We start from the raw sequence: 20078 nt of genomic DNA, 5'->3' as shown, positions 1-20078 counted from the left end.
TCGCGATCCCCTTTTGTCCGTTCAAGTTCGGGCCGTAACAGTGGTTTCATAGCGAAGAAACTCAGATAGACGGGTTGGTTTTCTTCGCTTCGGTCGTTCGAATGTGTAGCTCGTCGACATTCGTCGAGGCTGGCATATCGACGGCAAGACGCACAGTCTTCGCAACATCAAAAGCACGCATGTGATCATCAGGGTTGTAGGTCTTGCCAGCCTGAGCCTGCATAGCGACCTGCATATCAGTATCGATACGTCCAGGGTGAATAGCGACAACGCGAACCCGGCCACGTTCAGCTTCACGCAGACAATCGGTGAAAGAACGCAATGCCCACTTCGAGACCGTGTACGCAGCATCAGAGGGATAGATGCGCACACCAGCACCGGAGTTGATGACAACGACCGTGCCGCAATTCTCGCGTAGCTTCGGCAGACACATCCGTGTCAGGTCAGCGGCAGCAATGACGTTGGTTTCCAAGACCCAGCGCCAATCGTCGCGAGTCGTGTGATCAAGCGTCGCCTTCTTGCCAACACCAGCATTGTTGACGAGGACATTGAGACGCCCCACTGTGGCCAACACGTCCGAAAGAGCTTGGGCGGCCTCGTCCTCATTCGTCAGATCGGCGACAAAGGCGGAAGCATCACCCAACTCGTCGACCACGCGACCTACTGCTTCGGCTGATCGTCCGCCAACGATGACGTGATGCGTCTTCGCCAGTTCAACGGCAATCGCATGTCCGAGGCCACGAGTGGCACCGGTGACCAGAGCGACTGGGCGATTGGACGATACTGTAGCGGTCATCGCGCGTCTCCATTCTGAGTTGTGTCGGAGTAGAGTGCATCGACCTCGTGGGCAAAGTCGCGCAGAACGACGTTGCGCTTCAGCTTCTGGGACGGGGTCATGTAGCCGTTCTCGACTGTGAATTCGGCGTTGACGATGCGATATCGGCGGATCGATTCTGCGCGCGACACCTTTTCATTCGCTCGAGCAATCGCCTTTTCGAGCGATTTACGCACGACCGGAAGGTTCGCAGCAGATGCCGTATCTACAACATCCTGTCCCTTCGATGCGAGCCACATCGGGAGCATTTCAGCATCCAAGGTGATGAGCGCTCCAATGTACGGGCGAGCATCACCGACAACAACCACGCTCGAAATCAACGGGTGTGTTTGCAAGGAATCTTCCAAAACCTCGGGCGAAACATTCTTACCACCCGCGGTGACAATCAATTCCTTCTTACGGCCCGTAATACGCAGGTGGCCCGTTTCGTCGATAGCACCCAAATCACCGGACTTGAACCAGCCATCAACGAAGGAGGCTTGAGTTTCCTCCGGCAGGTTGTGATAGCCCTTCATGACGCTGACACCCTTCATCAGGATCTCACCGTCGTCATCGATACGAATCGTGTTACCCGGCCAGGGGAAGCCCACCGAATCCGGCGGGAAGTCCGAGGGCCATTCGACGGCAATCGGCCCAGTCGACTCCGACAGACCGTAGCCCTGCAGAAGGGTAATACCAAGGCCACGGTAGAAGTGAGCAAGGTCAGCTGCCAGGGGAGCGCCACCGCAAATGATCGTGTGGAGGTTCGGGCCAAGCACTGACTTCACCTTGCGCAGAGCCAGAGCATCGGCAACACGTAGGCGAGACTTCAACGCAAAGGAAGGACCGGGAGAAGGGGCTGCAGACGCTGAAGGAATCTGAGTTGTGTGGCTGGTCGGAGCGCCTACGGCCGAGGTCTGTTCGATTTCAGGAGCCTTCGTGTATGCGGTCGCATGCGACAGTTGTTTCGCCTGGTTTGCTGCCCATGAGAAAAGCGAGCCCTTGATACCGCCACCGGCCTTCGCGGTTGCAGCGTTGTACACCTTCTCCAGAACACGAGGCACGACAAGGAGCATTGTGGGCTTGAAGGTCGAAATGTCCGTCAGCAGGTTACGCATATCCGGAACGAACGCGACGCGTCCCTGACCGCCAAGCAACGCGTACATGACGAAGCGTGCCAGAGAGTGCGCGACGGGCAGGAAGAGCAGTGAGCGCGACTTTGGAGAATTGATGAGGTCCGGGAGGAAGTCGTAGGCCTGAATGGCAGAAGAAATGAAGTTTCCGTGCGTCAGCTCAATGCCCTTTGGGCGACCCGTTGTCCCCGAGGTGTAGATGATCGTTGCAACGTCGTGAAGTTTACGGAGCTCAAGGCGTTCGTTGACCTGTTCGAGCCTCACGCCTTTAGCAGCAGCGAGAATTGTGCGCTCGGCGCCTTTATCGAGCGACATGATGGTCACGTTATCGCGTGCAACCGAACGGACAAGGTCTGCCTGTTGCGTTGTTGCCGTGACAACAATCGTCACTTCAGAGTCGACAAGGATGTGTTCGATCTGTGCTGCAGAATCTGTTTCATAGATCGGAACCGTGACTGCGCCACAGCTGAGCGCTGCGAGGTCAATGAGCGCCCATTCGAACGACGTGGGCGCAAGAATGGCAAGATGCGCGCCCGGTTGCAGGCCAAGGCCGATCATGCCACGTGCCGTATCGTCGATACGACGAACGAACTCATTGATCGTCATCGGACGCCACTGACCAACGCCGTTTCGGCGTTCAATCGCCACTTGATTCGGGTGGTCAATTGCGCGCTGTCGGATCATCTTGGGCAGGTTCCAGTCAGGATCGGCTACGCGAGTAGCAGGATTATCCCATGTTGATGCGTCAACGTGGATCAATGTCATTTCTTTTGCCCTTCGGCGTAGAGTGCGTCGACCTCGTGAGCGAAGTCTTTGATCACAGCATGGCGACGAAGCTTCAGCGACGGAGTCATATATCCATTTTCCACCGTAAACGTCTGATCGATGATCCTCAACCGCCGAATGGACTCTGCACGCGACACCCTTTTGTTTGCACGCGTGACTGCTTTCTCCAAGGAATCGCGTACTTCTGGCATATCCGCAGCCTGTGCGGCGTCCACAATTGGGAGACCGTGATTCTTCAGCCATGTGGGCAACATATCGGAATCGAGGGTGATCAGCGCGCCAATGTAGGGGCGAGCATCACCGACGACAACAATATGTGCGATCAGCGGGTGGGTGATCAGCTGTTCTTCGAGGACCTCGGGCGAAACATTCTTTCCACCGGCGGTGACGATCAATTCCTTCTTACGGCCGGTGATTGATACTCCGAGGTTCTTATCCACGGTGCCAAGGTCACCTGTACGGAACCATCCGTCAATAAAAGAGTCTGCGGTCGCGTCGGAGAGATTGTAGTACCCCGACATCACCGAAACGCCTTTCAGAAGAATCTCGCCGTCATCAGCGATCTTGACGTAATTACCAGGCAGAACGGGGCCGACATAACCAGACGGGTGGTTATTCAGTAGCTGGACACATGCGGGACCGGTCGTTTCAGAAAGACCGTAGCCCTGCAGCACCTTCAGGCCGAGGCCACCGAAAAACTGTGCAAGATCCGATGCAAGCGGGGCTCCGCCGGACACGATGTACTTCAGGTTCGGGCCCAGGATCTCACGAATCTTCTTCAGAACCAGAGTGTCAGCAACCGAGTGGCGCACGCGCTTCAACGGCGATGGGCCAAGCGTCTTTTCTTTCGAAGTTGCCCACGACCTTGCCTGCTTGGCGGACCAGGAGAAAATCTTGCCTTTAATGCCCTTACCGGCCTTCGCGGCTGCGGAGTTGTAGACCTTTTCCAGGACGCGCGGGACAACCAACAACACGGAGGGCTTGAATGAGGCAATGTCGGGAAGCAGGTTCTTAATGTCGGGGGAGAATCCGAGTGTTCCTTGGCCGGAGATCACCACGTGCATGACGAAGCGAGCGAGTACGTGTGCCACGGGAAGGAACAGAAGCAGGCGGGTGTCGGGGGAGTCAATGACCGCTCCGAGTACCTGTCGAGTTGCGTAGGCTGTGCCGACAAAGTTGGCGTGAGTCAGGCAGACACCCTTCGGCATGCCGGTTGTTCCCGACGTGTAAATGATGGTTGCCAGATCACTGCTCTTGATTTTGATACGGCGTGCTTCAACTTCTGAAGCCTCGATGCCGAGCGCAGCTGTAGCGATATTGCGCATGGCGCCACGGTCAATGGAATCAATGAAGCGAACGTTGGGAGTACGGACGCTTTCCACAAGTTCCGCCTGCTGGCTGGTCTGGGTGAAGACCTGAATAACCTTCGCGTCGGTCAGGATGTGTTCGATTTGAGCAGCAGAGTCTGATTCGTAAATGGGAACGGTGATAGCTCCGATAGACAGGATGGCATAGTCCAGTAGCATCCATTCATACGAGGTTGATGAAAGGATCGCGACGGCATCGCCGGGGTGAATGCCCTGGCCGATCAAGCCGCGAGCCACATCGTTGACTTGAGCAAGAAGCTCTTCGGCGGTCACCGGTTGGGGAAGACCAACGGGAGTGCGCTGTTCGACGGCGACCTGTTTGGGGTGCTTCTGAGCACGCGCAATCAAGAGTGAGGATACTGATTCGTGTGCCCCAACCTTGAACTTTGGTTTCACTGTGAATGAGCCGTCGCGTAGCTTTTTCATGGATTCCTCCCGTGGTCGCGAACTTATTTCAATTCTTTTATTAACTTGAGCCTACCTACATCTCCTTCAACTAGTGTGCGACCCTCCGGTTTTGGGTGGCGTTTGATTGCTCACGATTCGCGCGGTGGTGTGTATGACAATGTGTATGACAAAAGGCCCCGCCGATCCGAAAACGGATGAGCGGGGCCTCCCTCAAGTACTCGGCTCAGAGATCGAAGTACATGTGATACTCGTAGGGGTGTGGGTACACGCGCATAGGAGCGACCTCGTTCGCCTCCTTGTAGTCGAGCCATGTGTCGATGAGGTCCTGGGTGAAGACGTCGCCTTCAGTGAGGAACTCATGGTCGTTGCTCAGGGCCTCAAGGGCTGCTTCGAGTGAGCTCGGGAGCTTCGTGATGTCCTGGTATTCAGCCGGCGGAAGCTCGTAGAGATCCTTATCGATTGGGGCAGCAGGCTCAATACGACGCTTGATGCCGTCGATGCCGGCCATCAGGCAGGCCGCGAAAGACAGGTACGGGTTGGCCGACGGGTCCGGGACACGGTATTCGACGCGCTTCGCCTTCGGGGACGTACCTGTAACAGGAATGCGGATACATGCCGAGCGGTTACGCGCCGAGTACACCAGGTTAATCGGGGCTTCGAAGCCGGGAACCAAGCGACGGAAAGAATTGACCGACGGGTTCGTGAAAGCAAGCAGTGCCGGAGCGTGTTCAAGCAGACCTCCGATGAACCAACGAGCAGTGTCGGAGAGTGAACCGTAGCCTCGTTCGTCGTAGAACAGCGGCTCGCCGTTCTTCCAGAGCGAAAGGTGGGTGTGCATACCCGAACCGTTGTCACCGAACAGTGGCTTCGGCATGAAGGTTGCCGTGTGGTCAAAGTCAAGAGCGGTGTTCTTGATGACGTACTTGAACTTCATCATGTCGTCCGCAGCCTTTTGCAGGGTTGCGAAACGGTAGTTGATTTCCTGCTGACCACCGGAACCAACCTCGTGGTGAGCGCGCTCAATCTTCAGGCCGACTGCGGCAAGGTTGCGAACCATTTCATCGCGGATATCCGCGTACTGGTCCTGGGGTGAAACAGGGAAGTAGCCGCCCTTAACGCCAACCTTGTATCCGCGGTTGCCGCCTTCTTCTTGCCGGCCTGTGTTCCACCATGCTTCGGGGGAGTCAACCTTGAAGAACGTTGAGTTCGGCTTGACCTCGTAACGGACATCGTTGAAGAGATAGAACTCAGCTTCGGCGCCGATGAAGCATTCGTCAGCGATACCGGTGGAACGTAGGTAGGCCTCAGCCTTGGCTGCAACCTGACGAGGATCGCGAGAGAAGGGCTCGTCGGTGAAGGGGTCAACGATCGAGAAATTGACGACGAGAGTCTTGGCGACGCGGAAAGGGTCGACGAATGCTGACGTGATGTCGGGGATGAGCTTCATGTCAGACTCGTGAATAGCAGTGAAACCGCGCACGGACGATCCGTCGAACATCAAACCATTCTCAAGGGCGTCGTCAATGAACTCCTGTGCAGGAATTGTGAAGTGCTGCTGGACGCCGGGAACGTCGCAGAAGCGAACATCAACAAATTCAATGTCCTGTTCAGTAATAAACGAAACAACCTCTTCGGAGGTGGTGAACATAAGGTGTCCTTCCATCGCACGTTATTAATGCGTTGATGCCAAGACGTTTGGTAAAAACTTTGCCAAACAACCGCTCAATAGATGGTATTACATAGCGTTTCATGCGCGAAAAAGATTGTCCGAAATGTGGCGCATTTGTCCTGTTTGTGGCGTGAATTCTCCAAGATGAGCCCGTTCTTTCCACAAGTGTTTACTATTACTTTGCAATTGTGGAATAGATGCATTTTCGACGCGAGAAGACATCATGAGTGCTCGAGTGCGTGAACAACGCGCCAGTGGTCTCTATGATCCGGCGAATAAACACGATGCGTGCAGTGGCAACGGTTGAAACGATTGCTCGTGAAGAGGGGCTGCGCGTTCTGGCGTGGCGAGACGTTCCGGTCGAAGATGGTGTTTCATTCCTCGTTCTTTCTGACCGTGAAACAAACGCTGAAATGGCGCCAATCCCGTCACTTCTGGCTACTGCAGCTGTCCATCATCATCTTCTGCGTCGGCATACGCGCACCCAGGTACGTACACTATTCAGGTGGCCGACCCGTCAACGTACCGTCCGAAAACCGGTGATATTCCTTCGTCACCGGGCGTCTATCGTTTTTCCGATAAAGACGGTCGAGTTATCTATGTCGGTAAAGCAAAGAACCTTCGTAATCGTCTGACGAACTATTTCCAGGATCCAGGCAATCTTCACCCTCGTACGCGCCAAATGGTGTTTACGGCGACGCACGTTCAATGGACCGTTGTTCGTAGCGAAATTGAAGCCCTGACGCTTGAATTCACGTGGATCAAAGAGTTTAATCCACAGTTCAACGTCATGTTTAAGGACGATAAGTCCTATCCTTACTTGGCTGTGACCATGGGGGAGAGATACCCCCGCGTTCATGTCACGCGTCAGGCGAAACGTGCCGGAACGCGTTACTACGGCCCGTATACGCAGGTGTGGGCGATTCGTGAAACGATCGATTTGCTCTCACGTATCTACCCCGTGCGTACGTGCACCCCGGGAGTTTTTCAGCGTGCGAAAGCCCAAAAGCGAGCCTGTCTTCTGGCGCATATCGACAAGTGTTCTGCTCCCTGTATCGGTGCGATTAGCGAAGAAGATCATCGTCAGCTTGCGCAGAATTACTGCGATTTCATGGAGGGGAAGACCGGTCCCATTGTCCGTGAGTTGAAAGAACGGATGAAAGAATCCGCAGCGAACCTTGACTTTGAAACTGCCGCGAAGACCCGCGACGACCTGAAAGCGATTGAGAACGTTCTGGAAAAGAACGTTGTTGTCCTCGATGATGGTACAGACGCTGATGTCTTCGCGCTTGTTGCTGATGAACTCGATGCTGCTGTCCACGTTTTCTTCGTTCGTGGTGGTCGTATCCGTGGCACGCGAGGATGGGTGATCGATCGCGTCGATGGTGCAGATGAGCAGGTCTTGATGGCTCGTTTGCTTGAACAGGTCTACTCGCAGCTTCCTCCTTCTGATCCGAGCACCCCGACAAGGCGCGAGAAGGTCAAAAAGAAGTCGGTTGACGACATCGCACACACTCCAACGTCGGCGATTCCGCACGAAGTTTTCGTCTCGATCGAGCCGGACAACAAGCAAATGATTGCGTCCTGGCTGAGTGAAGTGCGAGGGGCGTCCGTGCGCATTCACGTGCCCTCGCGCGGTCCGAAAGCCCAGCTGATGGAAACGGTGCGTGAGAACGCTCGCCAAGCGCTGGAACTCCATCAGACCAAGCGAGCAGGCGATCTGACTGTTCGTTCCCAAGCACTTGAAGAACTGGCTGAAAACCTCGGACTGGATGCTGCCCCGTTGCGCATTGAGTGCTACGACATCTCGCACACCATGGGTACCCACCAGGTCGGTTCCATGGTCGTCTTCGAAGACGGCGCTCCGCGTAAAGACGCTTATCGGACATTCAATATTCGAGGCACAGATGGCAACGGTACCCCCGATGATACGTCCGCGATGGACGAGGTTCTGCGCAGGCGTTTCTCCCGTCTGCTTGCAGAAGAAGCAGGGGTTGCCGGTGAAGACGATGAGGGCGTCGCCTTCGAGTCCGGTCCGATTGATTCACTCACAGGAAAGCCACGCAGGTTTTCTTATCGGCCCGACCTTGTGGTCGTCGACGGTGGTCTGCCTCAGGTGAATGCAGCGCGTACTGCACTCGATGATCTTGGCGTCGACATTCCTCTTGTGGGATTGGCTAAGCGTCTTGAAGAAGTCTGGATTCCCGGCGACGAATTTCCAATGATCTTCCCGCGCGGCTCGTCTGCCCTCCACTTGCTGCAGTACCTGCGCGATGAATCCCACCGATTCGCAATTACGAAGCACCGTAAGCGTCGAACGAAAGCACTAACGAGGTCCGCCCTTGACGCCATTGAAGGCGTCGGCCCCGCGCGGCAATCAGCGCTACTCACGCGATTCGGATCAGTGAAAAAGCTTCGCGAAGCAAGCGTCGACGAAGTAGCTTCGGTGCCCGGCATTGGCTCAGTGCTTGCTCAATCGATCCTCGAAGCACTGAATCCACAGTCCGAACACGCCTGATCGGCCTCGTGATACTTTCGTTCAGTCGCCCGAGTCAAACGTGAGCACACCCGCACACGCGCGCTTTGGTCCACTAACCTGAAGAAAACTCAATTCACCAACGGGGAGCACACTATGACGCCGGCGTTTCATCTTCCGTGTCGCGTTTTGTTGCTGGGTAGCGGAGAACTAGGAAAAGAAGTCACAATCTGTCTGAAACGCTACGGCGTATACGTGATTGCTGTAGATGTCTACCCGGTAGCTCCCGCGATGCAGGTCGCCGACGAGTACGCGGTTCTCGATATGTCGGATGATGACGAGCTTTTCGCGTTGCTCGACCGGGTGAAACCAGACCTTGTTGTCCCCGAAGTTGAAGCAATCGCCACTGACGCACTGGCAAAGTTTGAAGCAACGCATCAGGACACGCGTATCGTGCCCAACGCATTTGCCGTCCAAGCAACGATGGATCGCAATCGCATTCGTGGCCTTGCTGCGAGCCTCGATGGTGTTGTCACTTCTCAGTTCCGCTTTGCTTCAAGCGCCGATGATATTCGCGAGGCACTGAATCACACCGGCCTGCCTGCTTTCATCAAACCAACAATGTCATCGTCTGGCCACGGACAGTCCCGCATTACCTCCGAGGAACAGGTTAATGAGGCCTGGAATGCGGCTCAGGAAGGCGCCCGCTCTCAAACTGGTGAAGTTATCGTCGAAGAAGAAGTACGGTTCGACTGCGAAATCACGCTTCTGACCGTCCGCTGGTGGAATGGCGAATCGGTCGAAACGTCCTACTGCAGTCCCATCGGACACCGACAGGTCAACGGTGACTATGTTGAATCGTGGCAACCGGCAGCGATTTCGCCACTGGCGCTTGAGCGCTGCCAGGCCATGGCGAAGCTCGTAACAGACGCATTGGCATCCAACGGAGCATCGCCTGCTCTCGGCCTCTTTGGCGTCGAGTTCTTCATCAAGGGCGACGACGTCTGGTTCTCCGAATTATCCCCACGCCCGCACGATACTGGCATGACCACTATGGTGTCCCAAGCACAGTCTGAGTTCGAGCTTCACGTCCGCGCAATCCTCGGCCTGCCCATCGATACGACGCTACGCACACCGGGTGCATCTGCAGTCATCAAATCAACAAAACCCCTCAAACACCCCGAATACCTAGGCGTCGCCGAAGCCTTGTCCAAGGCCGATGGAGTCAGAATATTCGGCAAGCCCGTCACACGAGCCGGTCGTCGAGTCGGCGTTGTTCTGGCAAGCGGTGCCAGCAGCGACCTGGCACGCGAGCGCGCAAATCGAGGAGCCGACGCTATCACGCTTGTTGAAGCAACGTCGCTACCCGGCGAAAACAATTGAAAAGTGCGATAGTTACACCATGACTGACGAACTCGATAACAACCCGCCAACCGTACCTGCAGGCATCCCGTTGCTTGACATGAACAGCCCGGTCGTTGCCCCCATAGCATCGAACGAGGTCCTCATCATCACCGGTGCATCTGGCGCTGGACGTACCGGGGCAGGCAGAGCGCTTGAAGACCTCGACTGGTACGTCGTTGATAACCTGCCACCTTCAATGTTGCCCGCGTTGGTTGGCATGATGTCACCGGCAGGCGGAGGCGTCCACCGTCTGGCAGCAATCGTTGACGTACGCTCACGCACATTCTTTGCCGATCTGACGAAGACGCTGGATCAAATGAGAGAAATGGGTGTCGCCTACCGGGTTATCTTCCTCGAGGCAGACGAACGCACTCTGGTGAAACGCTACGAGTCCAACCGTCGCCCACACCCGTTGCAGGGGCAGAAGACAATCCTGGACGGCATTGAAGCCGAACGACGCATGCTTGCTCCCGTTCGTCGCATCGCAGATGAAGTGATTGACACGTCGAATATGTCCGTCCATGACCTGACGCGTCATATCCGCGATGTCGTTGCGGGAGAGGGCGATCGTCCGCTCCAAATCACAGTTGAATCTTTCGGCTTCAAACGAGGAATCCCGATTGACGCTGATCATGTGCTTGACGTGCGTTTCTTGAAGAACCCGTACTGGGTGGATGAACTCCGTCATCTGACCGGTCGCGATAAGCCGGTTGCGGATTATGTGCTGGATCAGCCCGGAGCTCGACAGTTCGTTGTGTCATATGCGGACCTGCTTGCCCCCATGCTTCAGGGCTACATTAGTGAGCTCAAACCATTCGCAACAATTGCCGTGGGATGTACCGGCGGTCAGCATCGCTCGGTCGCATGTGCGGAACTGATTGCCAACAGGCTTCGTGAAAACGGCTATCCTGTCCGAGTCCACCACCGTGACCTCGGGAGAGAGTAAATGTCATACGTCGATGCAGCAGGTTGGACACTACGCGGAGAAACCGGTCCTTCCGTTGTCGCTCTCGGTGGTGGCCACGGTCTTTCCGTCACTCTGCGCGCTCTTTGTCACATCACGCGATCGCTGACTGCGGTAGTTACCGTCGCCGATGATGGGGGATCATCAGGTCGTCTGCGTCAAGAGATGGAGATCCTGCCACCCGGTGATCTTCGCATGGCTCTTGCTTCTCTCTGCGAAGAAACCGAGTGGGGTCTGACGTGGCGCGATGTCCTGCAAACGCGTCTTGAAACAACCGGGCCGTTGAATGGGCACGCTTTAGGTAACCTTTTGATCTCCGGCTTGTGGCAGTTGCTTGACGACCCGGTTGAGGGTCTTGATTGGGTTGGGCGCCTTCTTGGTGCGAGCGGCCGTGTGCTTCCAATGTCCATCGATCCTCTCCAGATCGAAGCGGACATGGATGATGACGGACGTAAGTACACGGTTTCGGGACAGTCGAAGGTGGCGGTTGCACCAGGAACTGTCGAACATATTCGTCTTCTTCCCAAAAGCCCGCGTGTTCCAGCAGAAGTTGGGACGGCGATCGAACAGGCGGATTGGGTTTTGCTTGGTCCTGGCTCGTGGTACACGTCCGTGATTCCGCATGTGTTGGTGCCAGACGTTCACCGTGCACTTGTGACGACTGATGCCCACCGTGCGTTGATCTTGAACCTATCGCGCCAGCGTGGCGAGACAGATCGTATGACCACTGCCGATCATGTTCGCGTGATCCGCGACTATGCTCCAGATTTCAAACTGGATGTGATTATTGCCGATCCAACCGCCATCGATGATGTCGACGACCTTATTGTTGCTTCAGAGGGGGTGGGCGCTCGCGTGCTACTTCGACAGGTTCGTACCGGTGATGGGCAACCGCACCACGACCCGCTCCGCCTTGCCGCAGCGCTGAGGGATGCGTTTGACGGCTTCCTTGGAGAAGTCGGCAAAACTGAGACTTGGTTGCCCTGAAGCGACATCTGAGGAAATGAACGTGTCACTAACTACTGATTTAAAAGACGAACTTGCGCGCGTTGCGCCACAAACTCAGTCTGAGATGGCTGCTGAAACCGCTGCGATTCTGCGGTTCGCTGGTGGACTGCACCTTGTTTCCGGCCACATTCTGATCGAAGCAGAACTGGATACCCCCGCAGCGGCGCTCCGTCTTCGCCTGTTTTTGCAGACGCTCTACAACGCTGAATCAACGGTTGTCGTTGTTTCAGGTGGTTCGCTGCGTCGCGGTAAGCGTTTTGTTGTTCGCGTTGTGCATAAGGCTGACGAGCTTGCTCGTATGACCGGTCTTGTCGATTCTCTTCGCCGGCCAGTACGCGGTCTCCCCGCCACCTTAGTAGCGTCGGGGAACGGTGAAGCGGCCGCGGTCTGGCGTGGAGCGTTCCTTGCGCGGGGGTCGCTGATGGAGCCCGGGCGCTCGACTTCGCTGGAAGTGACATGCCCGGGACCTGAGGTTGCGCTCGCTATGGTCGGATGTGCGCGAAAGTTGGGCGCCGCTGCACGTTCGAAAGAAGTACGAGGAACGGACCGCGTCTCTGTCCGCGATTCAGAGGCCATCGGACAACTGATTGGCAAGATGGGTGCCTCCTCTACTCAGAAGACGTGGCAGGACCGTCGAGAGAAGCGCGAAGCCCGCGGATCGGCGAATCGTCTGGCGAACTTTGATGACGCAAACCTGCGTCGTTCTGCGCGTGCTGCTGTAGCCGCGGGAGCCCGACTAGAACGTGCCTTCGAAATCCTTGGCGACGACATTCCGCCTCATCTTCTTGAAGCGGGAACTCTGCGTCTGAAGTACAAGCAGGCGTCCTTGGAGGAACTGGGAAAGCACACGGATCCGCCGTTGACGAAAGATGCTGTTGCCGGTCGTATTCGTCGCCTGCTGGCCATGGCTGACAAGGTTGCTCACGATCGCGGGATTCCGGATACGGAAGCTGCACTCACGATCGAAATGCTCGAGGACGACTGAGGACTTTAGTCCACCTCAAGCCACGAACGTTATTATTGCCACGTAGGGGTTCGTTCACTGAAGGTGCCGTAGACCACCGTGGGGTGTAAATTGGGTCTTGCTAGAACCGCAGATAACTGCGGGCCGGATTCGCACCGTGCGGATACCGGTTGCACATTCGAAAACGTGCCCGTGCAGGGCATGAGCAGGAGGACAATAGTGACCACCCGCGTTGGCATCAATGGCTTTGGCCGTATTGGACGCAACTTCTTCCGCGCAGCACTCGAGCAGGGCGCGGACATCGAGATCGTTGCAGTGAACGACCTCACCGACACCAAGACTCTCGCTCACCTTCTCAAGTACGACTCGATTCTCGGTCGTTTCAATGGTGAAGTTTCCTACGACGAGTCCTCCATTATCGTGAACGGCAAGGCCATCAAGGTCCTCGCACAGCGCAACCCGGCCGACCTCCCCTGGGGCGAGCTCGGCGTTGAGGTCGTTGTCGAGTCCACCGGCTTCTTCACCGATGGCACCAAGGCTGTAGCTCACATCGAAGCTGGCGCCAAGAAGGTCGTTATCTCCGCTCCGGCGAAGAATGTTGACGGCACCTTCGTTATGGGCGTGAACCACGAGGATTACGACAACGCAACGATGAACATCGTTTCGAACGCTTCGTGCACCACCAACTGCCTCGCACCGCTGGCCAAGGTTCTCCACCAGGAGTTCGGCATCGTTCGTGGCATCATGACCACCATCCACTCCTACACCGGCGATCAGCGCGTCCTTGACGCACCGCACTCGGACCTCCGTCGTGCACGTGCAGCAGCACTGAACATGATCCCGACCAAGACCGGTGCGGCACAGGCTGTTGCTCTGGTTCTCCCGGAGCTCGCAGGCAAGTTCGACGGCCTCGCAGTCCGCGTTCCCACCCCGACCGGCTCCCTCACCGACCTTACCTTCCAGGCAGAGAAGCCCGTCACCGTTGAATCCCTCAACGCTGCAGTCAAGGCTGCTGCTGAAGGCGAACTCAAGGGCATCCTCGAGTACACCGAAGATCCGATCGTTTCCACCGATATCGTCGGCGATCCGCACTCCTCGATCTTCGATGCATCCGAGACCAAGGTCATCGGCGACCTCGTCAAGGTCCTGTCCTGGTACGACAACGAGTGGGGCTACTCCAACCGCCTCGTCCAGCTGACCGCTCTGGTTGGCTCGAAGCTCGCCTGAATCGCACCTCGTACGCTGTGAGCAGCAAACACTTGCGCCCGCGCACCCCTATGAGGTGTGCGGGCGCTTGTGTACTCACGATTTTCGGGCGGATACTCCGCCCCTTTAATGAAAGGTTGGTTCTATGAGGACCATCGAAACTCTCGGCGAACTGCGTGGCAAGCGCGTTCTGGTTCGTTCTGACTTCAACGTTCCGTTGAAGGACGGTGTCATCACCGATGACGGTCGTATTCGCGCAGCACTGCCGACTCTGAACCTGCTGACCAAGGCTGGCGCCAAGGTTATCATCATGGCTCACCTCGGTCGCCCGAAGGGCAAGGTCGATCCGGCATTCTCGCTGGCACCTGCCGCAGCTCGTCTCGGCGAACTCATCGACGCCCCCGTCAGCCTTGCAGGCGACGTTGTTGGCGAATCCGCCAAGGCTACCGTTGCAGCTCTCGGAGAAGGCGAAATCGCTCTTCTCGAAAACGTCCGCTTCGACGCACGCGAGACCTCCAAGGTTGACGAAGAACGCGAAGAACTGGCCAAGGCATACGCAGAACTCGGCGACGCATTCGTCTCCGATGGCTTCGGTGTTGTGCACCGCAAGCAGGCTTCCGTCTACGACATCGCCAAGCTCGTTCCTTCCGCTTCCGGCCTGTTGGTTCTGAAGGAAATCGAATCCCTGCGCAAGGCAACTGAGAACCCGGAGCGTCCCTACGGTGTCGTCCTCGGCGGTTCCAAGGTTTCTGACAAGCTCGGTGTTATCGCCAACTTGCTGAAGAAGGCTGACCGCCTCTTCATCGGTGGCGGCATGGCCTTCACCTTCCTTGCAGCTCAGGGCTACTCGGTCGGCAAGTCCCTGCTCGAAGCAGACCAGATCGAAACCGTGAAGGGCTACATCGCCGAAGCAGCAGAGCGTGGCGTTGAACTGATCCTCCCGGTCGACGTCGTCGTTGCTCCCGAATTCGCAGCTGACGCACCGGCAACCAACGTTGCTGTCGACGCTATTCCGGATGACCAGATGGGCCTCGATATCGGCGTTGAATCGCAGAAGCTCTTCGCCGAAAAAATTGCATCGGCGAAGACCATCGCATGGAATGGCCCGATGGGCGTCTTCGAATTCCCGGCATTTGCAGCAGGCACCAAGGCAGTTGCTCAGGCACTGTCTGACGGCAATATGTTCTCCGTCATCGGTGGTGGCGACTCTGCAGCTGCAGTTCGTACCCTCGGCTTCGACGAATCCACCTTCTCCCACATTTCCACCGGTGGTGGCGCTTCCCTCGAACTCCTCGAGGGCAAGGTTCTGCCGGGTATTGCAGTTCTGGAGGACTGAAAAATGACACGTACCCCGCTGATGGCCGGCAACTGGAAGATGAACCTCGATCACCTCGAGGCCAATCACCTTGTCCAGGGCCTGGCAATGGAACTGAAGGATCACAACCACGACTACTCCAAGTGTGAGGTCCTGGTTATTCCTCCGTTCACTGACATCCGTACCGTTCAGACTATCGTTGACGCCGATGAACTCGGCATCAAGTACGGTGCACAGGACGTTTCCATCCACGACAACGGTGCATACACCGGTGAAATCTCCACCGCTATGCTCGACAAGCTCGGCTGTACGTACGTCGTCATGGGCCACTCGGAGCGTCGTGAGTACCACAACGAATCCGACGAACTCGTTGGTGCGAAGGCACGGAAGACCCTCGACGCAGGCATGACTCCGATCCTCTGCTGCGGTGAAGCCCTTGAAATCCGCAAGGCCGGCACCCACGTTGAGTTCGTCCTCGGCCAGATCCGCGCAGCACTCGCTGGCTGGTCCGCTGAAGACGTCGCCAAGATCGTCATCGCCTACGAACCCATCTGGGCAATCGGCACTGGCGAAACCGCGACCAGCGAAGATGCACAGGAAGTCTGCGGTGCAATCCGTGCAGCACTGGCTGAAGACTTCGGTGCAGACACCGCTGAAGCAACTCGCGTTCTCTACGGTGGTTCGGCAAAGCCGGGCAACATCAAGGAACTCATGGCTCAGCCCGACATCGATGGTGCACTCATCGGTGGCGCATCGCTGAAGGCTGATTCCTTCGCCGAGATGGCACGCTTCTACGCCTGAGCAATTCTTAACAATTGGCTCTGAAGGGGGAGTCAACCGGCTTGCCGGTTGGCTCCCTCGGGCTTTAACCCGCTAGACTAGCGACAGTTACGTTTCAGCGATGCGCTTACGCGTGTATCGCCTATTCAAGAATCGGATTCAACAGTGACCGCACTCAAAATTACCCTGCTCGTCCTCATCGTGCTGACCAGCCTTTTGCTGACCCTCACGGTCCTTATGCACAAGGGCAAGGGTGGCGGTATCTCCGATATGTTCGGTGGTGGCATTTCGTCTACCGCCGGTTCATCCGGTGTTGCAGAGCGTAACCTGAACCGAATCACCCTCGGCATTTTGATCGTGTGGGTCGTGTGCATCGTTGCCTACGGTCTGATGCAAAAGTGGGTTTTCTGACCCGTTAGTCTTTCGAAAGTTTGGGCTCCAACCGCGCGTGATCTGTCCCCCGGAAGTTGGACTGATTTATTCAGTTTTTCTTCCGGGGGATTTGTATGCATTCGGGTTCTCAGTTGACTGATGACCGGTTGGCGGCGTGGGTGGGTTTGTTTGAGCAGGGGTTTGGTTATAGAGGTTCGGCTAGGCAGGTCGGTGTGGGTCATGGTTGATCCATGGCTAATGTGGCATGCCCTGTTTGTGGGGGTTCAACGGTACGTAACGGGAAAACGCCTGCTGGTCTTCAGCGCTGATACCCGGTGAAGCTGGATCAAGGTCGATTTCGAGCATCTGTTCATACGAAAACGGTGCGTTGTTCGGCAGACGGCATCAACGTCGAGCCCACACACCTTGTGTACACGGGCGTCGGCAAGACCCAACTCCGTATCGCGAATACCGGGATGCCCACCGCGCGAGTGTTCTTTGTCGGTGGCGAACTCTTCAAAGAGAGCGTCGTTATGTGGTGGAACTTCATTGGTTGCGACTACTGAGAAATTGAGCAATTCCGTTGCGAGTGGGAAGCTGGGGGAGAGCGCTTCGGCCAAGTCGAAGACTACATCGGTCACACCCCGCATTCGTGGCAGTTTTTGTATGATTTTTTGCTTTTATATATCTCTCTTTCCATCATGCCTGTTTCCGATTTTCGTACCCTCGGAGAGCAATCGTTAAAAAGTGTCAGTAATCGTTAAAAGGTTCAGATTGCTCATCAACTTGCCAAAAATTCAACAACGAACGCCTGAACGACAGCTACGATTGGTATCAATAAAAATGGCACGAACAAAAAATGCTCCGCAAGAGCCAAGTGCTTCATCCAATTCTTAAATTTATAGTCCTTGTGGCCCTCTGTGCCGGGAATAACAATTTTTTCCTTATATTTACCTTGAAATAACAGGCAATCTAGCAGCAAAAAATCTCCTGCATTTAAGATGCTCCAGTGAATATAGCTCATCCAAAATAAATTCCAAAAACCAAAAGTTTTTGAATGCAAAAGGCTTACAACTGAATAAACAAAACACATCCCGGTGAGAGCGATGCTTAATATGAGATTTATTTTTTTCTCTTGCTTTGTCATGGGTAAAGGAGCTGCCTTTTGAATGGCTTTAGGATAAGAGTCAAAAAACCATCTTGGATTTATAAGCACCAAACTTGCGACTGCACCGTTAAAAATAGCAGCGATAGCTACCCCATCCAGTATTGCTCGAAGGGTATCCATAAACCCATATTCTCCTTAATCCATACATCCTTTTACAAAAGCCATATAGGCCTCTGTGTTTTGTGTCATTTCTTCGCAGTGTCCATAGCCTTGCCAGATTTTTAATTTTGCCTTGGGATAATGTTTCTTGATGCTTCTTCTTGCGTGTCCGACATTCGGATCCTTATCCCCATAAGAAAAGATGGTATCTTGTTGCGTATCCTCCGATAAATGTGGCAAGCGGATATGTCCGCAATCATAAACAATATTTTTGATACTCTGCTTGTCCATCGTAACAAGCGTATCAACCAGCATGTTCGCATAGATCCCATAGCGTTTGGCGACCTTATCGATCAGCGGTTTTGGATCTTGCCGCGCCTTCTTTTGTTTGCTCAGAAACACATGCTCCAGCATTTTTGATAGAAGTCCGGCTTGTTCAAAAAGCTGGTCCCTTCAAAGAACAGAGGTCTGCGTTCCGTTTCGCGGTTGGAAGGTATCCGCATGCAAATCAATGCTGGCAATGATGCGATGATTTTGGATTAGCCATTCTCGGATATATCCAAGTCCGGGAGAGCCGAGGATAGAATCCGGCAACACGATACCCATGCGACCGCCCGACTTTAAGAACTGTGTGCAGCGCTCGATGAATAATATCTCCGGAGGAACAGATGATTGCAGGCGTTCGGCCATCGTCCAAATGTTATTTTTCTTATCCTGCTGCCAGATATGAGCCAGCTCAAACTGCTCCAGAATGGCTTTATCCTTAATGGGGATCTTGCTGCCAAAAGGTGGATTCGTCACAATCACGTCAAAGTATCCGAAACGTGTGTCATCGCCGTAACCAAAAACCCACCTGTGCCGCACACGAGCTATCGTGTTTTGCAGGAGAGGAGGACAAGTGAAGCTGTACCGCTACGCCAGCAAGCACCCCTCTTTTTCGCGAATCGTTTTGGCTCTGTTGATCGGAATCACCGGAGCGATTGCCTCCCTCGTATCCCAACCTCCTTCAGGCGCAAGTCAGATTCTCGGGCAGATTCTGGTTGGAGGAGCCCTCGTCGCACTCGTGGTCGGTTACCCAGTAGCGCTGACTGTCAGCCAAATAATCCGTGCGGCCAAAGCGGGGAGTGGTAAGGACCTGCCGGTTCTCGATGCAGGCCTGGACGTTTGGACCCTGTGTGTCTTAGCGGTTTATGAGTTCGGATACCTAGGGTTCTTCAAAGAGGTTGTGCCTACTGCGGACTGGCACGTTCAGCTGGCAAACTATCAAACTCATGCGCCGATTTACACGCGGGCATGGCCACACGTGCTGTTCATCTCGTTACTGTTCGTATTCGGGTTCCTCATTTTGCGCTTCAACGAGGCCAAGCAGTTGCCGCCCCTCGTAGTTGTGATTGCGATTGCGGGGCTCTACTTGGGCGTCGCGTTCGGCCTGGCGTGGACTATTCAGATCACCACCTTTGAAAAGCGCCTAGACGCGCTGTTAGTTCTACCTTTGCTGGCTGTTCTTGCGATTGTGGTGAAAATAGTTGCGATCCAAGTTCGAGCCTACGAAGCTGATGAAGACAGACGAGGCCGCATTGATGGCTCCTCGATATTGAGCACACTGGATGCAATGGTGGCTGATGCGAAACGCTGGCCCCTTCTGGGGTTTGTAGCGGCGCTCCCGCTGCTTGCCGTGCTGGTCGGGATTCTAGCTTTGTTTGGCCAATCGCCGAGCTTAGTGGTGAGGGCGTTTACAGAGACCAGTGATTGGAACCTGTCACAGCAGGTTGCCCCGCAAAACGTGTATTTTGACGAACACTACCTGTGCACCGTGGCGGCTGGCGGACACCGAACGGTGGTAAAGCCGATTCGCATGGGATTGCGTCATGGACGGCCGGTAGTTGTCAATCGCCAGTTGCTTGTGGCAAATGCGTTTGAGCAGATGCTGGAAGAGCGTGTGCCCAGAACCCATCGGGTTATTCGACGCTTATATGACACGTATGGCTTCCCGATTGCCAAGCTGATCAGATCGCAGTGGGCGGCTGATGCTGTGTGGTTTTTGATGAAACCAGCGGAGTGGTTCTTCCTGGCCGTCCTCTATCTGAATGATCGTCATCCGGAAGATCGCATAGCCCTCCAGTACACGGCCTAACGGAGCTGTAC

At 55.3% G+C, this 20078-nt stretch carries 18 protein-coding genes and 1 pseudogene; 12 read left to right on the top strand and 7 right to left on the bottom strand.

All coding sequences use genetic code 11. The annotated features are described in order from the left end of the window. Window positions 1-61: 61 nt before the first annotated feature. From AC5RE1_RS09295 to glnA, 4 genes are all read right to left on the bottom strand, one after another. Window positions 62-796: an SDR family oxidoreductase gene (locus tag AC5RE1_RS09295; RefSeq protein WP_103632610.1), complete on the bottom strand. Its 735-nt coding sequence runs from the start codon at window positions 794-796 to the stop codon at window positions 62-64. Continuing rightward, entirely contained in the window at window positions 793-2712 is a 1920-nt protein-coding gene (locus tag AC5RE1_RS09290) for an AMP-dependent synthetase/ligase (RefSeq protein ID WP_103632611.1), read from the bottom strand. The genes AC5RE1_RS09295 and AC5RE1_RS09290 overlap by 4 nt, the downstream gene beginning before the upstream one ends. After that, window positions 2709-4526, bottom strand: a complete 1818-nt coding sequence (locus tag AC5RE1_RS09285; RefSeq protein ID WP_103632612.1) for an AMP-dependent synthetase/ligase — start codon at window positions 4524-4526, stop codon at window positions 2709-2711. The genes AC5RE1_RS09290 and AC5RE1_RS09285 overlap by 4 nt, the downstream gene beginning before the upstream one ends. 205 nt (window positions 4527-4731) lie before the next feature. Further along, window positions 4732-6156, bottom strand: a complete 1425-nt coding sequence (gene glnA, locus AC5RE1_RS09280) for a type I glutamate--ammonia ligase (protein WP_006681061.1) — start codon at window positions 6154-6156, stop codon at window positions 4732-4734. Between the two features lie 284 nt (window positions 6157-6440). Here glnA and AC5RE1_RS09275 point away from each other — a divergent pair. From AC5RE1_RS09275 to AC5RE1_RS09225, 11 genes and pseudogenes are all read left to right on the top strand, one after another. Next, window positions 6441-6620: pseudogene (locus tag AC5RE1_RS09275) on the top strand (hypothetical protein); the annotation flags it as partial. A 62-nt stretch (window positions 6621-6682) separates the two neighbouring features. Beyond that, on the top strand, window positions 6683-8695 hold the full coding sequence (gene uvrC, locus AC5RE1_RS09270) for an excinuclease ABC subunit UvrC (protein ID WP_103632613.1): 2013 nt from the start codon (window positions 6683-6685) through the stop codon (window positions 8693-8695). A gap of 114 nt (window positions 8696-8809) precedes the next feature. Beyond that, window positions 8810-10036, top strand: coding sequence for a formate-dependent phosphoribosylglycinamide formyltransferase (gene purT, locus AC5RE1_RS09265; RefSeq protein ID WP_103632614.1), 1227 nt, complete (start codon window positions 8810-8812; stop codon window positions 10034-10036). Between the two features lie 19 nt (window positions 10037-10055). After that, a complete protein-coding gene (gene rapZ / locus AC5RE1_RS09260; protein WP_006681057.1) occupies window positions 10056-11003 on the top strand; it encodes an RNase adapter RapZ in 948 nt (315 codons plus the stop codon). Further along, window positions 11004-12008: a gluconeogenesis factor YvcK family protein gene (locus AC5RE1_RS09255; protein WP_103632615.1), complete on the top strand. Its 1005-nt coding sequence runs from the start codon at window positions 11004-11006 to the stop codon at window positions 12006-12008. Window positions 12009-12030: 22 nt separating this feature from the next. Then, window positions 12031-13014 (top strand): DNA-binding protein WhiA, encoded by a 984-nt coding sequence (whiA, locus tag AC5RE1_RS09250; protein WP_006681055.1) that lies wholly within the window; start codon window positions 12031-12033, stop codon window positions 13012-13014. A gap of 198 nt (window positions 13015-13212) precedes the next feature. After that, window positions 13213-14220 carry a type I glyceraldehyde-3-phosphate dehydrogenase gene (gene gap / locus AC5RE1_RS09245; RefSeq protein WP_006681054.1) on the top strand — a complete coding sequence of 336 codons (1008 nt, stop codon included), beginning with the start codon at window positions 13213-13215 and terminating at the stop codon, window positions 14218-14220. A gap of 124 nt (window positions 14221-14344) precedes the next feature. After that, complete coding sequence (locus AC5RE1_RS09240; RefSeq protein ID WP_006681053.1) at window positions 14345-15535, top strand: phosphoglycerate kinase; 1191 nt, start codon at window positions 14345-14347, stop codon at window positions 15533-15535. 3 nt (window positions 15536-15538) lie between these two features. After that, window positions 15539-16315, top strand: coding sequence for a triose-phosphate isomerase (tpiA, locus tag AC5RE1_RS09235; protein WP_006681052.1), 777 nt, complete (start codon window positions 15539-15541; stop codon window positions 16313-16315). A gap of 144 nt (window positions 16316-16459) precedes the next feature. Further along, window positions 16460-16705 carry a preprotein translocase subunit SecG gene (gene secG / locus AC5RE1_RS09230; protein WP_006681051.1) on the top strand — a complete coding sequence of 82 codons (246 nt, stop codon included), beginning with the start codon at window positions 16460-16462 and terminating at the stop codon, window positions 16703-16705. A gap of 212 nt (window positions 16706-16917) precedes the next feature. Then, window positions 16918-16995: an IS1/IS1595 family N-terminal zinc-binding domain-containing protein gene (locus AC5RE1_RS09225; protein WP_424133818.1), complete on the top strand. Its 78-nt coding sequence runs from the start codon at window positions 16918-16920 to the stop codon at window positions 16993-16995. A gap of 452 nt (window positions 16996-17447) precedes the next feature. Here the strand turns inward: AC5RE1_RS09225 and AC5RE1_RS09220 are convergent, their stop codons facing one another. From AC5RE1_RS09220 to AC5RE1_RS09210, 3 genes are read right to left on the bottom strand one after another with little or no spacing between them, the layout of a single operon-like run. Beyond that, the gene (locus AC5RE1_RS09220) at window positions 17448-17954 is read right to left on the bottom strand and encodes a hypothetical protein (protein ID WP_006681049.1); all 507 of its coding nucleotides are present in this window, start codon (window positions 17952-17954) and stop codon (window positions 17448-17450) included. A gap of 15 nt (window positions 17955-17969) precedes the next feature. After that, window positions 17970-18335, bottom strand: coding sequence for a hypothetical protein (locus AC5RE1_RS09215; protein WP_131367638.1), 366 nt, complete (start codon window positions 18333-18335; stop codon window positions 17970-17972). 51 nt (window positions 18336-18386) lie between these two features. Next, window positions 18387-18797 carry an Eco57I restriction-modification methylase domain-containing protein gene (locus tag AC5RE1_RS09210; protein WP_040318541.1) on the bottom strand — a complete coding sequence of 137 codons (411 nt, stop codon included), beginning with the start codon at window positions 18795-18797 and terminating at the stop codon, window positions 18387-18389. A gap of 34 nt (window positions 18798-18831) precedes the next feature. On the opposite strand from AC5RE1_RS09210, the gene AC5RE1_RS09205 reads away from it, so the two are divergent. Next, window positions 18832-20067 (top strand): DUF6688 domain-containing protein, encoded by a 1236-nt coding sequence (locus AC5RE1_RS09205; protein ID WP_006681046.1) that lies wholly within the window; start codon window positions 18832-18834, stop codon window positions 20065-20067. The last annotated feature ends 11 nt before the right edge of the window (window positions 20068-20078 follow it).

It is taken from the genome of Actinotignum sp. usb-actsch-rep-73 (assembly GCF_059082735.1).
The sequence above is the reverse complement of the archived record's forward strand: the minus strand, read 5'-3'. Positions and strand labels throughout refer to the sequence as shown.